Genomic DNA, 13,658 nt, shown 5'->3' with positions numbered 1-13,658 from the left:
CGATTCTGCCGCAGACGTTACATTCCGGGAGCAACGGGCTGGTACAGCTTTGTCACATAACGCATGAAATGCGCGAGATCGGGCGTGGTGCGTTGTGGTACCTTGGCCAGATCATCCCAGCGGCGCAGGCGCAGCGCGTCCTCGGCGTAAGGGCGTTGCCGGAATTGTTCAACCTGTGCCTGGCTGAACGGGCCACCCTGCAATCCCAGACTGTGAACCGATGCGGGCGATAAGGTAGAGAAGTAGCCTGGATCGATGGTACACAGGCAGCGTTTGGCGTCAACGTGCATCTTGACCGGTTCAATAACCGAGTCAGGAAATCCGGATGCAAGAAACGGTACAGCGGCCAATTGGTGCCGGTGGTCGATATCCGGGAATGCATTATCACGTTTCTGATTGCGCGCTTCCAGGATATGTCCCAGATCATGTAGCAGGGCAGCCGCGACCAGCGAATCCGGGGCGTTATCGGCCTCGGCAAGACAGGCTGCCTGCAGGGCGTGTTCCAGTTGCGTCACCGCTTCGCCATCATACAAAGAAGCGCCATAGCGCTCGTACAGCGATTGAATGTCGTCAGGAGTAAGTGACATGGCGATTCCCGTTTTTCGTTGAAAGCCAATTAGCATAGTCGTCAAAAATGACAGCGGCTTGACCATGCGCGGGAAAGGATGCGGGATGTGTGGTTTTCATGCCGCAGGTGAAACGGCATGAGGTAACCTGCCTGTTGCCTTAATGCGATACGCTGCCGGAGAAAACGTTGATGACGATCACGCCGGCAATAATCAGCCCGATACCAAGCAATGCAGCGGTATCCAGCGCTTGTCCGAACCAGATCCAGCTGATAAGCGAGATGAGTACGATGCCGGCGCCTGACCAGATCGCATACGCAATACCGGTAGGCATGGTTCGCAAACTGAGTGACAGGAGATAGAACGCGGCGGCGTATCCCGCCACGGTGATGATCGAGGGCACCAGCCGCGTGAAACTCTCGGAAGATTTGAGAAAAGAAGTCGCAATCACTTCCATCACGATCGCGCCTGCCAGATATAAATAGGTGTATATAGAATTCATGGTGATAAGTACTAGCCTTGGGTTGCCGTTATTTTACCTTCTACCAGAGCAGCAAACCCGGACGCGTCGCCATAGTAGCGCTCGTGCGCCAACTTTTCGAGTACATCGTCCTTTTGAATGACAAAGGCGGGAAAGCCTTGTGCCCCGGCGTAATGCATCAGCGTGAGCGTACGATCCAGATGCGCGTGTATATCGCCGTTCAGTAGTTCCTGGTAAGTGCTGATGAATAAATCGCGGTCTAGCTGCAGCGACTGCGCCAGATCGGCCAGCACTTCTTCCTGAACGATGGCACGGCCTTCGCGGTAGTGCGCATATTGGATGGCCTGCAACATGGCAGGCTCACTGCCGGCAGATATGGCGCCTGCTGCAAGAATGGCCGCAATGGGCGGCAGCGAGTCGTACACCGTATCGTCGCGTTCCAGCAATCCATCCAGATAGGCCGGACCGAAATGCTGGCCGGTCATGCCTGCGATACGTGCATCGGCCTGGCGGATCATGGACCGTTTGCTTTGTGGCAGGGTCATGCGCTGGAACAGCCCACCGGCATGCATTTCAAATGCAATCTGCCGGCACACTGGAGAGGCAAGAACCTGTTCAAGCAGCGGCTCGGCTGCATAACACCAGCCGCAAAGGGGATCATAGATATAGTGCAGTGTGATTTTCATGGCGAGACCCTATGAGTATGTGGCAAAGCGCTGGGCAGATCGAAATTAACACAAAGGCGCCATTTGGCACTAGACTAGGCATATGGTCACTGCGCCTGGCGAATGTTGGTGATGCAGCAAGAACGATTGTATTTCATTCGCAGGCGGGGTTTTGAGGTTTGGCAAAAGAATATCATCATGGAGAGCAGGATGGACACCATCCAGAATCAATACGAAGTTGTTTATCACTCGGACGAAACCACCCGGTTGCGCGAAGACCTGGCGCTGGCCTTGCGGGCGGCGGCTTTTCATGAACTCTCCGAGGGTGTCTGCAATCATTTCAGTGCCGAGGTGCCCGCCTGTGCTGACTGGTTCCTGCTGAATCCGCGCGGCTTCCAGTGGTCGGAGATACAGGCCGAGGATATTGTCATGGTAGACGCCGATGGCAATAAATTATGGGGTAAACATGAAATTGAACCCACTGCACTGTTTATTCACGCTGCCGTTCACCGGATTGCGCGGAAAAAATGCGTACTGCATACGCATATGCCTTATGCGACTGCATTGACGCTGACTGAAAATGGCGGTCTGGATCCGCTGCTATCGCAAAATGCCATGCGCTACTACAACCGTATCGCTATTGATCGCACCTATAACGGTCTGGCGCTGGATCATGCCGAAGGGGAGCGTATTGCACATGCCATGAATGGTGCAGATGTCGCGTTTCTGACGAATCACGGTCCCATCGTCTGTGGAGAAAGTGTCGCGTATGCTTACGATGATTTGTATTACCTGGAGCGTGCTGCACGTGTAGAGGTGCTGGCACATTCATCGGGCCTGCCGTTAAAACCGGTAGACGAAGAAAAGGCAGCGCTGGCGGCTGCACAGATACAGCAGGAACGGCTGCAGTCCACCTTGTTCTTTGAATCGCTGCGGCGTCTGCTATAAATGGCTGGCACCCAGAGTGGTAGGGGTCTGGGAACGAAGCAAGGCAGACGCCGCAATATGCCCTGCCGGAAATATCCGGCAGGGCTGGAAACGGCACGCGTAGCGACGGCCAGCCCACGGCGGTTGCTTATTACGTAATCCGCCGTTTCAGCCAGCCATCGACCAGTTCCGCTATGGCCTGATTGTTGTCATCCATCATCATGACATGTGAGTTTCCCCGGATGCCAGCCTCGGGTAGCGAAAGCACTGTTGTGCCCGGTGTACTACTGCAAAACGTCAGAATTTTTTCCCTGAGCAATTGCCATCGGCTGTCGGTTTCCATGTTGTCACCAAGAACCATCAGCGTAGGAGTCTGGTAGCAGGCAAGCCCCTTGTCGGGGATGCCGGCAGGTTCGATCGCCACCAGCGTCCGAACTCGTGCAGGATGCCTTGCGGCAAGTTGCAGGGCCAGGGGCCCCGCCTGGGAATGACAAAGAATATTGACGACTCCTAAGCGGTTCAGTAGTGCTTCAAAGGCCGAGAGGATGGCTTCGTTGGTATGGGTCCAGCGCGGGACCATTTGTTTTGCAAACTGATCAAAGGCGTGCAGTGGAAAACGCGTATTGGGGTAAGCCGTTCTTCGCGTCGGATCACGATCATAACTGTCCGCTCGGTCGCCGATGCGAAACCTGCTGTAGACATCGTTGACAGTCTGACATACCGGTTTTTCCGGCCAGATTTGCGGCCAGGGAGCAAAGCCCGAGCGGCCTCGTTCTACACTATCGCACACGTACACATCCCAGCCATGGCGAATGAAATAATTCACCCAGCCTTCGCGTCCATCCGGCGTGGTCTCCCATGCTGCGCCGGTCATGCCGCCGCCATGCCAGAGCACGAGTGGGCTCTTGCCATTGGGGTGCTCTGCAAGAAAGTACTGTACGTACATTTGTTCAATCGAATAGGTGCCATTCAGATTGATCTTTACCGGCTCACCGCCGGCGCTCATGACCCGTTCATATTCGGGTTGATCACGCAACTGCACGCTACGCCCGCCAATATGAAACGAGCCCATATCTCTCAGGCCGATTGCGGCTTTTTTTGTTACTTCGTTCATCCAGATCTCTTTGTCATGCTTGCCGGCATCGTGCATCAGGGGCCGGCGGGTCTACTTGGCCGAAATATTGTTTTCTTTGATCAGCGTCGCAATCTTGCTGGTTTCCGATGTGATGAAGTCGGACAGCGCCTGCGAGGTGCCACCAGCGATATCCACGCCCAGATCGGTAAATTTTTTCTGGATTTCAGGATCTTTGAATGCGGCGTTGAAAGCGGCATTCAGCGTATTGATGTTCTCTGGTGGCGTACCCGCAGGTGCCAGCAGCCCGAACCAGGGGGTAATCAACATTTCCGGATAGCCAGCTTCGGCAAACGTGGGTACATCCGGGATGGCAACTGAGCGCTCCTTGCTGGCTACGGCAAGCGCATTCAAACGACCTGCCTTGATACTTGCAAGAGAGGCAGGCAGGTTGTCGAAGTACATGTCAACCTGGCCACCCAGCAGGTCACCGGCCACCTGACCAGCGCCTTTATAGGGAATATGTGCGATATCAATGCCGGCTTCACGCTTGAGCATCTCAATGCCAATATGGGCAGAACCGCCGATGCCGGACGAAGCCGCATTAATCTTGCCGGGATGCGCCTTAGCGTAACTGACAAAATTCTGCACGGTTTTTGCCGGGATTTTTTTCGGATTGGTTACCAGTACGCTGGGGACGGTGCCAACCATCACAACGGGTGCAAATTGAGTCTCGATATTATACGGTGCCGGTTTATACAGAGAGGGCGCCACCGCGCAGCCATAGGCGCACATCACTAGCGTGTATCCGTCGTTTTTTGAGCGGGCCACCGCCTGTACACCGATGGAGCCGCCTGCCCCGGCCTTATTCTCTACGACAATCGGCTGTTTCAGTTGAGCCGACGCCTTCTCACCCATGATGCGTGCAAGAATATCCGGTGTGCCACCTGCCGGGAAGGGCACGACGATGGTGATGGTGCGCGCAGGAAATGACTCAGCCAGGGCCTGGTTGACGGATAACGTCAGGGCGGCAAGTGAAGTTGCAATTGTGATGATCGTTTTACCTGTATTTTGTCTCATGGCTTGTTCCATTGTGATCGTTGCTATCGAACAGCAGTGGCCCTGTTGCTGGGCTCGGGTCGTGAAAGGGGCGATGACGGTTTGCGCGTCAGGCGCATGCGTCGGGCAGCGTTCCTTGTGTATTGCCCGAATGCATTCTAACAATCCGGGTATTATTTATATAATGATTTATTATCATGATTTGCATATCAAAAATGGTATGGATAATCACCCATCACATCTGAAAAATCCGTTCCCGGCTTTGCGTCGCCTGAATTTGAGTCTTCTGCTCACGTTCGACTCACTGATGCAAACATTGAGCGTGACAGAAACTGCCTTGCGACTTCATAAAAGTCAGCCTGCAATTAGTCGCGAACTGGCTCGCTTGCGTCTGTTGCTGGATGATCCGCTGTTTGTTGTCGTAAAAAAAAGGCTGGTGCCGACTGAGCGTGCGACTGATTTATATCATGCGTCACACCAGGCGCTGACCACACTGGAAATGGCTGCTGGCAGCGGTCAGCCATTTAGCCCGGCGGCGCTTAGCGGCGTGATCAGTATTGGCGCTGCTGCTCATATTGAATTGTTGTTGGCTGCGCCACTGACCCTTGCCCTTCAACAGGCCGCGCCGGGTCTCACTGTTCGTTTTCAGCCGGTGCATGGCGATTTTGCGCCGGACGATCTGGATTCAGAAAAGATGGATCTGGCGATAGGACTGTTCCAGACGCCGGGTGCCCGGTTTCGGCACAAAATGCTGTTCGAGGACGAACGGGTTTGCGTGGTCTCGTCAGCTCACCCGCTGGCACGGCGTGATGAGTTGACTTTGACGGATCTGGCGCAGGTTAAATGGCTTGCGTTTTCGCATATGTATGGCAGACAGACAAATTTTACCCGGGCACTGGATGATATTGACTGTGATATGCCGTTTATGGCGTATGTGTCTAACTTCGGGCTGGCACCGCATTTTTTACTGGAAACAGACTATGCGACCACCATGCCAAAGCGCATTGCCCGTAAGTATCAGCAATATTACGAGCTGACGCAAATTCGCCTGCCCGAAGTGCTCAGGCAGGCGAATATGGTGATGGTGTGGAGCGAAAAAAACGAGTATTCGCAATTGAACCGATGGCTGCGTGATACGACGGATCGCATCATTGCAGGGTTGCCCGATACTTGATCGTCGCAAGCGGCGGGCAGCCTGCTTACTGGGCGCAGGCCACTGGCATAAGCGGTGCTTTTTCCCGGCGGATAGCGACCACGGCAATCAGCAGGCTTGCGATTGGCAGCAACGCAGCGGCATAGGGAATCCATGGCAGTCCGCCTTCCTGAGCAATGACCATGCCACCCGCCCAGGCGCCCAGCGCATTGCCCAGGTTAAAAGCGGCAATGTTCAGGCTGGATACCAGGCTTTGGTCGGCATTGGTTATTTTGCTCAAGACCCACATCTGCAGCGGCGCTACGGTACTGAATGCTGCAACACCAAACAGTCCGACAGCAATCACCGCCGTAATCTGCGACTGGAAGGCCCATGGCATCAGCAGGAGCACGACAGATAGGGCGAGCAGACTCAGTATCACAGTTGTTTTGAGATATTTGTCAGCCAGTTTGCCTCCCAGCAGATTGCCGATGACCAGTCCGACGCCGAAGACAACCAGAATAGGCGAGAGCGCTGTTTTGTCGAAGCCGCTGATTTGCGTAAGCAATGGGGCGATATAGGTGAACACGGCAAACACACCAGCAAATCCGAACACGGTTGTCATCAGTCCCGCGATGACGCTGCTACTGGCCAGACTGCGCACGCTGGCGCGCCAGTCCTGAGCAGAACCCTGTGCCCGGGTGTTGGCAGGAACATAATGGCGAATCACAAAGAACGACAGAACACCGATAAGCGTGACGGCCCAGAACGTGGCGCGCCATCCATACATCTGGCCCAGGAAGGTGCCGAAGGGTACGCCCAGAATATTGGCGGCTGTCAGTCCGGTAAACATCACTGCGATGGCTGACGCCTGTTTGTCTTTGGCAACCAGGCGGGTGGCAACCACCGAGCCGACGCCGAAGAATGTACCGTGTGCGAACGAGGTGAGAACCCGGGCAAACAACAGGAACCAGTAGTTAGGAGCGAGCGCACAGGCTGCGTTGCCCAGGATGAAAATTACCATCAGCACCAGCAAGGTGGTTTTATGGGGTAAACGGCTTGTGGCGATGGTAAAGATGGGTGCACCCACCACGACACCAAGCGCGTAGCCCGATATCAGTGTGCCGGCAGTCTGGACAGGGATCATCAGGTCGTTGCCCACTTCAAGCAACAAGCCCATGATCACGAATTCGGTGACGCCGATTCCAAAGGCGCCAGCCATTAATGCATAAACAGCGATAGGCATGATAAATCCCGATAGGTAATGGAAAGCAGGTTTATTATTGCCTGTTCGTCCCCGGGGAAAAAGCCGGTCTGCGGCAAATGATTTGTGCGCCAGATTCACGAATATGCGTTTTTTGCAGGCACGTGCTTCTCGCAGCCAGCGTTGATACAGTGTTTAGCGCAGTACTGTGTGTTCAGCCAGAAAGTCCAGAAACACTGCGACCCGACGTGGCATCAGGTCACGTTTTCCCATGAATACCGCATAAAAGGACTCAGATTCCTGACTGTTGTATTGCTCCAGCACCTGCACCAATGCGCCACTTTGCAGTTCCTTTTCCACAATGAACCGGGTAAGGCGTGCCAGTCCGGCACCTTGCATGGCTAGATGCTTGAGCGACATGCCGTTGTTTACCTTGATCTGGGCATCGATGCTAACCTGCAGCGCCTGGCCGTTTTTATCCATACGCCAGCCACGAAAAGAGCGCGACAGGTTCAAATCAAGCTTGTGATATCGGGTCAGGTCTTCCGGTTCGTTCGGTACCCCATGCTTTTGCAGATATGCGGGGGTCGCAACGATGACGCGGGGAGATTGCCCCAGCTTGCGTGCGTACAGATCAGAGTCCTTCAACTGTCCGGCGCGGATGGCAACATCGACGCGTGCATCGTACATATCGACAACCTCATCTGTCAGGTCAATGTTCAGGGTGATGTCTGGAAATTGGGCCTGAAATAACGGTATCAGAGGCAACAGGATCAGTTCGCCAAACGGCACATTGGTGTTGATGCGCAGCGGGCCCGCGGGCATGGTGTCCTGCGTGGTGGCCGCTTCGATGTCATCAAGCTCTGCAAGCAGGCACTTGCTGCGATGAAAAAAAGATTCTCCCGCGGGCGTAAGCGATAGCTTGCGCGTGGAACGATTCAGCAGCGTCACCCGCAGGCGTGCTTCCAGCCTGGCTACCGCCTTGGATACTGCTGATGGGCTCATGCAGAAGTGGCGGGCTGCCAGAGAGAAGCTTCCCGCTTCTATGGTTGCCACAAACAATTCCATCTCGACAAGCTTGTTGCCCCTGGGCGCAGATGACATATGAATATTGTTCACAAATGTTGTGATTGCTGATGTCTGGATTGTAAAGCATAGACGCAACATACTGCACGCAGGCAGAAAATCACAGTTGTCACAGCGAGGTACGACACAGCTTCATTGTACCTGTTGACTTAATGATCGCTCTGAGCTTGAGAGATTGCCTGAATGCGGGGAACGAGTGAGCCTCGCATCTTTCGTTTATATACAGGAGATGTCATTGAGAACAGGATTCTATTTGCTACTGACGGCTTGTTTGAGCCTGAACGCGTTTACAGTGCAGGCCCGGCAATGGGTGGCAAGCTGGCAGGCAAGTCCACAGCCGGTGTGGACACAGGATTTTGCATTTCCTACCGGTATTCCGCAGATGATACAGGACACGACGTTTATTCAGAATGTGATGATCAGTCGGGGTGGCGAGCGCCTGCGTCTGGTGCTCTCCAACCGCTACGGGACCTCGCCGCTGACAGTGGAGCAGACAACGGTAAGTCGCAGAAAAGGGCCGGCCGGATGGATGGGTACTCCAACCACCATCACGTTCAATGGCAGGCCTGCCGTGACCATAGCCCCAGGACAGCAACTGGTATCTGATCCGCTGAATATGCCGGTAGCCGATCTGCAGCAATTACAAATAGCCCACTATGTCAACGCTCAAACGGCATTGGAGACGTTTCATTGGGACGGCCGTCAGCAGGCAGTGTTTAGCAAGGGTAACCAGACACAAAGCCCGATGTCCGCAGCGAAGAATCTGTTGCAGCGAACGCAGGCTCGGGTTTTTCTGTCCCGCATTGATACCGAAAGCGCGACGTCTGGCTGCGCGGTGGCTGTGCTGGGCGATTCTATTACGGATGGCAACGGCGTACCGATAGACTCTAACACCCGCGTGACAGACTATATGGCAGACAGGCTGCGTGCCTCCAGCATGGGAGTGATCAATGCCGGCATTTCCGGCGCGCGCCTGCTTGGCGACAAGATGGGAGAACATGCGTTGGCACGTCTGCCGCAAGATGTGATTGATGCGCCGGGAGTGACTACGCTTGTACTTTTTATCGGCATCAATGATATTAGCTGGCCCGGGACCGCTTTTGCGCCGAAGCAATCTATGCCCGGGTTGGGTTCATTGCAGACAGAATATCGCAAGGTGGTGGCATTTGCTAAAAGCAAAGGCCTGCGCGTCATTGGCGTGACGTTGACACCGTTTCGGGGTGCCCTGGCGGGCACGCCGCTGGACAATTACTACAATGATCAAAAGGATCATTTGCGCGTGGCTGTCAATGCCTGGATACGTGGCGCCGGGGTTTTTGATGCCGTGATCGATGCCGACAGGCTGTTGCAGGACCCGCAGGACATCACCAAACTGGACGCGCGCTATGACTCTGGTGACCATCTTCATCCGGGGCCGGCTGGTAATGCGGTACTGGCTCAGGCGATAGCGGGGCAGATACGTGCCTGCCAATAGTCAGATGCGTCCGATCGTCCCCATATCATCCTGTTAAGTCATTTGTCATACTATGACAGGGCTCATCCGGTTTGACCGTAAATCGAAGTACAATGTCACAACTGTGATGTGAAGTAATAATATGGACTCGCTGGGTAATAGCAGAATCTTCCATGACAGCAGAGTTCCATACCATGCGTGTATGTTTCAATCCTCCAGGAGCAGCAAATGGAGCTGGACACTCTGACTCTGGCCCGAATTCAGTTCGGGTTCACGATCTCTTTTCATATTATTTTCCCCGCTATTACGATCGGGCTGGCCAGTTATATGGCTGTGCTCGAAGGCCTCTGGCTTAAGACGGCCAATACCGTTTATCGGGACCTGTACCATTTCTGGTTGCGCGTGTTTGCGATCAACTTTGGGATGGGTGTGGTGTCCGGCCTGGTCATGGCCTATCAGTTCGGTACGAACTGGAGTTACTTTTCTGACTTTGCCGGTGGCGTGACCGGCCCGTTGCTCACCTATGAAGTATTGACCGCCTTCTTTCTTGAAGCGGGCTTTCTGGGGGTGATGATGTTCGGCTGGCACCGGGTAGGGCCCCGGCTGCACTGGTGTTCCACTATTCTGGTGGCTATCGGTACTCTGATTTCCGCGACCTGGATTCTGGCATCCAACAGCTGGATGCAGACCCCGCAGGGCTACGAAATTATCAACAATCGTGTCGTGCCGGTCGACTGGCTGGCCGTTATCTTCAATCCCTCGTTTCCCTATCGTCTGATCCATATGGTCATTGCCGCATTTCTTGCGACGGCATTGATTGTTGGAGCGGTTGCGGCCTGGCATATGTTGCGCCGGAACGTCAGCTATTCCGTCAGAAAAATGTATTCCATGGCCATGTGGATGCTGCTTGTGGTGGCGCCGATTCAAATTGTGGTTGGCGATTTTCATGGTCTTAATACACTGGAACACCAGCCGGCCAAACTGGCGGCCATGGAGGGCCACTGGGAAAATGGACCGGCTGGTGAGGGTGTCCCACTCGTGCTGTTCGGCTGGCCGGATATGGAGCGGGAAGAGACGCGCTTTAAGATTGAAGTGCCGCGTCTGGGCAGCCTGATACTGACACACAGCCTGGACGGGAACATTCCGGCACTCAAGGAGTTTGCGCCTGAGGACAGGCCGAATTCAACGATTGTGTTCTGGTCATTCAGGATTATGGTCGGACTGGGGATGCTGATGCTGTTGCTTGGCGTATGGGCCTTGTATGCGCGCTGGAAGGATAGGCTATATGAAAGCCCGCTGTTGCATCGTTTTTCGGTCTGTATGGGCTTGAGCGGCCTGATTGCCATGTTGGCAGGCTGGTTCACAACTGAAATAGGGCGCCAGCCGTGGATCGTCTATAACGTCATGCGTACGGCCGATGCCGTGACTCCGCACAGCGCAGTGGAACTGGGCATTACGCTGATCCTGTTTATCGTGGTGTACTTCGTACTTTTCGGTGCAGGAATTATCTATATGCTGCACATTATGGCCCAGGGGCCGCAACCGACTCCGCATCTGGAAATTGACGGCGGCGGGCCGGGCGAGGGGCGTACACCGGCAAGGCCGTTGTCGGCGGCGACCGATGCCAATGAAGAGTTGCATACCTCAACACCGGGAGACCGTCATGGGAATTGATATTTCGCTCTTGTGGGCCGTGATTATCCTTTTCGGCATCATGATGTATGTGGTCATGGACGGCTTTGATCTGGGTATCGGGATTCTGTTTCCACTCATGCCTCGCCGTGAAGATCGTGATGTGATGATGAATACGGTTGCACCAGTCTGGGATGGTAACGAGACCTGGCTGGTGTTAGGCGGCGCCGGCCTGATGGCTGCCTTCCCGCTGGCTTATGCCGTGATTCTGAGCGCATTTGCCATGCCGCTGATTCTGATGCTGCTCGCACTGATTTTCCGCGGCGTTGCATTTGAGTTCCGCTTTCGCGCCAGCGATGCCCGCCGCCGCTGGTGGGACGCGGCTTTTATCGGGGGGTCTGTACTGGCGACGTTTTTCCAGGGCGTGACACTGGGCGCATATATTGATGGCATCACCGTTGTCAATCGCGCCTACGCCGGCGGAGCGCTGGACTGGCTCACCCCGTTTTCCGTGTTCACCGGTATTGGCCTGGTTGTGGCCTATGCCTTGCTGGGCTGCACCTGGCTTGTGCTCAAGACGCATGGGGCACTGCAGATGCGGATGATTGAACTGGCCCGGCCGCTCACGCTGGCGCTGCTGGTGATCATCGGTATTCTGAGCATCTGGACACCCTTGAATAATACGCTTATTTACGCACGCTGGTTTACCTTGCCCAATCTGTTCTGGTTTGCACCGGTTCCCATTCTGGTCATACTGACAGGCTGGGGCCTGATCCGCAGCCTGAATCACAACCCGCATGCCGAGCCGTTCGTTTTTACCCTGTGCATGATATTCCTGGGCTATAGCGGGCTGGGTATCAGTGTCTGGCCCAATATTATTCCACCCGGCATCTCCATCTGGGACGCCGCCGGACCGCCGGAAAGCCAGGGTTTCGCGTTGGTGGGTGCGCTTTTTATTATTCCATTCATTCTCATGTACACCTCCTGGGCCTATTATGTGTTCCGGGGAAAAGTGACTGCAGATGCTGGTTATCACTAGGTGCAGGACCGTTTGCGGGCGCAATCGTGTCCGTTTGCCGGCACCGGCACTGCCACATACAGCGACAGGCGGACTGGACAGATGAAATCGGGCGATATGACGCAGCAGGAAAACAGACGCACCCGCAGCACGCCAGGCAAATACAGCCGCTGGCTGTGGTTTGTGGGATTGTGGCTGGCCGGAACCACGGCACTGCTGCTGGCGGCCTATCTGCTGCGCGGTATTATGTCTGCGGTGGGCATGTCCACCTGAATGGCGTGCGCACGTTACAATAGCACCTTATCACAAGCGCAATGTGGCGCATTGCTGCCGCATCCGAATCCGATCTGACATCTTAATGAATACCGAACGTTTAGAATATCTTCGCAAGCTGCCCAAGGCTGAATTACATTTGCATATTGAAGGGACGCTGGAGCCCGAATTGATTTTCCAGCTGGCACAGCGCAATGGCGTGGCTTTGCCATATCCGTCCATACAGGCATTGCGTGATGCGTACCAGTTTACCGATCTGCAGTCATTTCTGGACCTGTACTACGCCGGTGCCGCCGTGCTGATTACCGAGGCCGATTTTTATGATATGACTATGGCGTATCTTGCACGGATAGCGCAGGAGGGCGTGGTTCATACAGAAATCATGTTTGACCCGCAAACCCATACCGAGCGTGGCGTGCCTATCGCAACGGTGTTTGCCGGCATTGCCCGCGCCCTGCGCGAAGGCCGGGAAATATGGGGGATGACTTCCTGCATGATCATGAGTTTCCTAAGGCATTTGTCCGAGCAGGCGGCATTCGATACGCTGGAACAGGCCTTGCCGTTGCGCGAACAATACCGCGATCTTTGGTTGGGCATCGGCCTGGATTCGGGCGAACAGGGCAATCCACCGGAAAAATTCGAACGGGTGTATGCGCGTTGCCGTGAACTGGGTTTTTATCTGGTTGCCCACGCAGGTGAGGAAGGGCCGGCTGCGTATGTGAGCAGTGCGCTGGACCGGCTGAAGGTGATGCGTATTGACCACGGCGTGCGCAGTGAGGAAGATCCGTTATTGCTGCAAACGCTGGCGGCCAGAAAAATACCGCTAACCGTCTGTCCATTGTCAAACCTGAAACTCAAGGTGGTGGACGATATGCGTGAGCATAATCTGAAGCGGTTGCTGGACCAGGGGTTGTGTGTGACGATTAATTCGGATGACCCCGCGTATTTTGGTGGTTATTTGCTGGACAACTATATGGCGGTTGCCGAAGCCCTCGATTTGAGCGACCGGGAACTGGCAATACTGGCCGAAAACAGCATGCAGGCGCGTTTTCCTGTGTTCCTGACCCAGACGTCCTGACCCAGATCCCCT

The 13,658-nt window shown here is 54.8% G+C and carries 14 protein-coding genes; 7 read left to right on the top strand and 7 right to left on the bottom strand.

What is annotated here, in order from left to right; all coding sequences use genetic code 11:
• Positions 1-17: 17 nt before the first annotated feature.
• The 3 genes from MIM_RS15900 to MIM_RS15890 form a co-directional block, all read right to left on the bottom strand.
• Positions 18-587: a phosphonate degradation HD-domain oxygenase gene (locus MIM_RS15900; RefSeq protein WP_025373748.1), complete on the bottom strand. Its 570-nt coding sequence runs from the start codon at positions 585-587 to the stop codon at positions 18-20.
• 139 nt (positions 588-726) lie between these two features.
• Positions 727-1,068 carry an SMR family transporter gene (locus MIM_RS15895; protein WP_042070427.1) on the bottom strand — a complete coding sequence of 114 codons (342 nt, stop codon included), beginning with the start codon at positions 1,066-1,068 and terminating at the stop codon, positions 727-729.
• An 11-nt stretch (positions 1,069-1,079) separates the two neighbouring features.
• Positions 1,080-1,733 (bottom strand): DsbA family protein, encoded by a 654-nt coding sequence (locus MIM_RS15890; RefSeq protein WP_025373746.1) that lies wholly within the window; start codon positions 1,731-1,733, stop codon positions 1,080-1,082.
• 189 nt (positions 1,734-1,922) lie between these two features.
• On the opposite strand from MIM_RS15890, the gene MIM_RS15885 reads away from it, so the two are divergent.
• A complete protein-coding gene (locus MIM_RS15885; RefSeq protein WP_025373745.1) occupies positions 1,923-2,660 on the top strand; it encodes an aldolase in 738 nt (245 codons plus the stop codon).
• Between the two features lie 130 nt (positions 2,661-2,790).
• Here the strand turns inward: MIM_RS15885 and MIM_RS15880 are convergent, their stop codons facing one another.
• Positions 2,791-3,753 carry an alpha/beta fold hydrolase gene (locus tag MIM_RS15880; RefSeq protein ID WP_042071600.1) on the bottom strand — a complete coding sequence of 321 codons (963 nt, stop codon included), beginning with the start codon at positions 3,751-3,753 and terminating at the stop codon, positions 2,791-2,793.
• A 51-nt stretch (positions 3,754-3,804) separates the two neighbouring features.
• The gene (locus tag MIM_RS15875; protein ID WP_025373743.1) at positions 3,805-4,791 is read right to left on the bottom strand and encodes a Bug family tripartite tricarboxylate transporter substrate binding protein; all 987 of its coding nucleotides are present in this window, start codon (positions 4,789-4,791) and stop codon (positions 3,805-3,807) included.
• A gap of 199 nt (positions 4,792-4,990) precedes the next feature.
• On the opposite strand from MIM_RS15875, the gene MIM_RS15870 reads away from it, so the two are divergent.
• On the top strand, positions 4,991-5,944 hold the full coding sequence (locus MIM_RS15870; RefSeq protein WP_084459104.1) for a LysR substrate-binding domain-containing protein: 954 nt from the start codon (positions 4,991-4,993) through the stop codon (positions 5,942-5,944).
• 25 nt (positions 5,945-5,969) lie between these two features.
• Here the strand turns inward: MIM_RS15870 and MIM_RS15865 are convergent, their stop codons facing one another.
• Together MIM_RS15865 and MIM_RS15860 are read right to left on the bottom strand one after the other, a co-directional pair.
• Entirely contained in the window at positions 5,970-7,148 is a 1,179-nt protein-coding gene (locus MIM_RS15865; protein WP_025373741.1) for an MFS transporter, read from the bottom strand.
• 153 nt (positions 7,149-7,301) lie between these two features.
• Positions 7,302-8,174, bottom strand: a complete 873-nt coding sequence (locus MIM_RS15860; RefSeq protein ID WP_281178024.1) for a LysR family transcriptional regulator — start codon at positions 8,172-8,174, stop codon at positions 7,302-7,304.
• Between the two features lie 253 nt (positions 8,175-8,427).
• Between MIM_RS15860 and MIM_RS15855 the strand changes: the two genes are divergently transcribed.
• From MIM_RS15855 to MIM_RS15840, 5 genes are all read left to right on the top strand, one after another.
• Complete coding sequence (locus MIM_RS15855; RefSeq protein WP_052342328.1) at positions 8,428-9,666, top strand: SGNH/GDSL hydrolase family protein; 1,239 nt, start codon at positions 8,428-8,430, stop codon at positions 9,664-9,666.
• A gap of 207 nt (positions 9,667-9,873) precedes the next feature.
• Positions 9,874-11,319, top strand: coding sequence for a cytochrome ubiquinol oxidase subunit I (locus tag MIM_RS15850; protein ID WP_025373738.1), 1,446 nt, complete (start codon positions 9,874-9,876; stop codon positions 11,317-11,319).
• Positions 11,309-12,316, top strand: coding sequence for a cytochrome d ubiquinol oxidase subunit II (gene cydB / locus MIM_RS15845; protein WP_025373737.1), 1,008 nt, complete (start codon positions 11,309-11,311; stop codon positions 12,314-12,316). The genes MIM_RS15850 and cydB overlap by 11 nt, the downstream gene beginning before the upstream one ends.
• 81 nt (positions 12,317-12,397) lie before the next feature.
• Positions 12,398-12,568 carry a DUF2474 family protein gene (locus MIM_RS22605; protein WP_084459013.1) on the top strand — a complete coding sequence of 57 codons (171 nt, stop codon included), beginning with the start codon at positions 12,398-12,400 and terminating at the stop codon, positions 12,566-12,568.
• A gap of 85 nt (positions 12,569-12,653) precedes the next feature.
• Positions 12,654-13,646, top strand: a complete 993-nt coding sequence (locus MIM_RS15840) for an adenosine deaminase (RefSeq protein WP_052342327.1) — start codon at positions 12,654-12,656, stop codon at positions 13,644-13,646.
• The last annotated feature ends 12 nt before the right edge of the window (positions 13,647-13,658 follow it).

Origin of the sequence: Advenella mimigardefordensis DPN7 (assembly GCF_000521505.1) — a bacterium.
GTDB lineage: Bacteria > Pseudomonadota > Gammaproteobacteria > Burkholderiales > Burkholderiaceae_B > Advenella > Advenella mimigardefordensis.
This window is presented reverse-complemented; position numbering and strand designations above follow the sequence as displayed.

What these genes read in the sequence shown, in the direction of transcription:
- MIM_RS15900 (WP_025373748.1), bottom strand. Translation starts at nt 587, where the DNA reads ATGTCACTTACTCCTGACGACATTCAATCGCTGTACGAGCGCTATGGC.
- MIM_RS15895 (WP_042070427.1), bottom strand. Translation starts at nt 1,068, where the DNA reads ATGAATTCTATATACACCTATTTATATCTGGCAGGCGCGATCGTGATG.
- MIM_RS15890 (WP_025373746.1), bottom strand. Translation starts at nt 1,733, where the DNA reads ATGAAAATCACACTGCACTATATCTATGATCCCCTTTGCGGCTGGTGT.
- MIM_RS15885 (WP_025373745.1), top strand. Translation starts at nt 1,923, where the DNA reads ATGGACACCATCCAGAATCAATACGAAGTTGTTTATCACTCGGACGAA.
- MIM_RS15880 (WP_042071600.1), bottom strand. Translation starts at nt 3,753, where the DNA reads ATGAACGAAGTAACAAAAAAAGCCGCAATCGGCCTGAGAGATATGGGC.
- MIM_RS15875 (WP_025373743.1), bottom strand. Translation starts at nt 4,791, where the DNA reads ATGAGACAAAATACAGGTAAAACGATCATCACAATTGCAACTTCACTT.
- MIM_RS15870 (WP_084459104.1), top strand. Translation starts at nt 4,991, where the DNA reads ATGGATAATCACCCATCACATCTGAAAAATCCGTTCCCGGCTTTGCGT.
- MIM_RS15865 (WP_025373741.1), bottom strand. Translation starts at nt 7,148, where the DNA reads ATGCCTATCGCTGTTTATGCATTAATGGCTGGCGCCTTTGGAATCGGC.
- MIM_RS15860 (WP_281178024.1), bottom strand. Translation starts at nt 8,174, where the DNA reads ATGGAATTGTTTGTGGCAACCATAGAAGCGGGAAGCTTCTCTCTGGCA.
- MIM_RS15850 (WP_025373738.1), top strand. Translation starts at nt 9,874, where the DNA reads ATGGAGCTGGACACTCTGACTCTGGCCCGAATTCAGTTCGGGTTCACG.
- cydB (WP_025373737.1), top strand. Translation starts at nt 11,309, where the DNA reads ATGGGAATTGATATTTCGCTCTTGTGGGCCGTGATTATCCTTTTCGGC.
- MIM_RS22605 (WP_084459013.1), top strand. Translation starts at nt 12,398, where the DNA reads ATGAAATCGGGCGATATGACGCAGCAGGAAAACAGACGCACCCGCAGC.
- MIM_RS15840 (WP_052342327.1), top strand. Translation starts at nt 12,654, where the DNA reads ATGAATACCGAACGTTTAGAATATCTTCGCAAGCTGCCCAAGGCTGAA.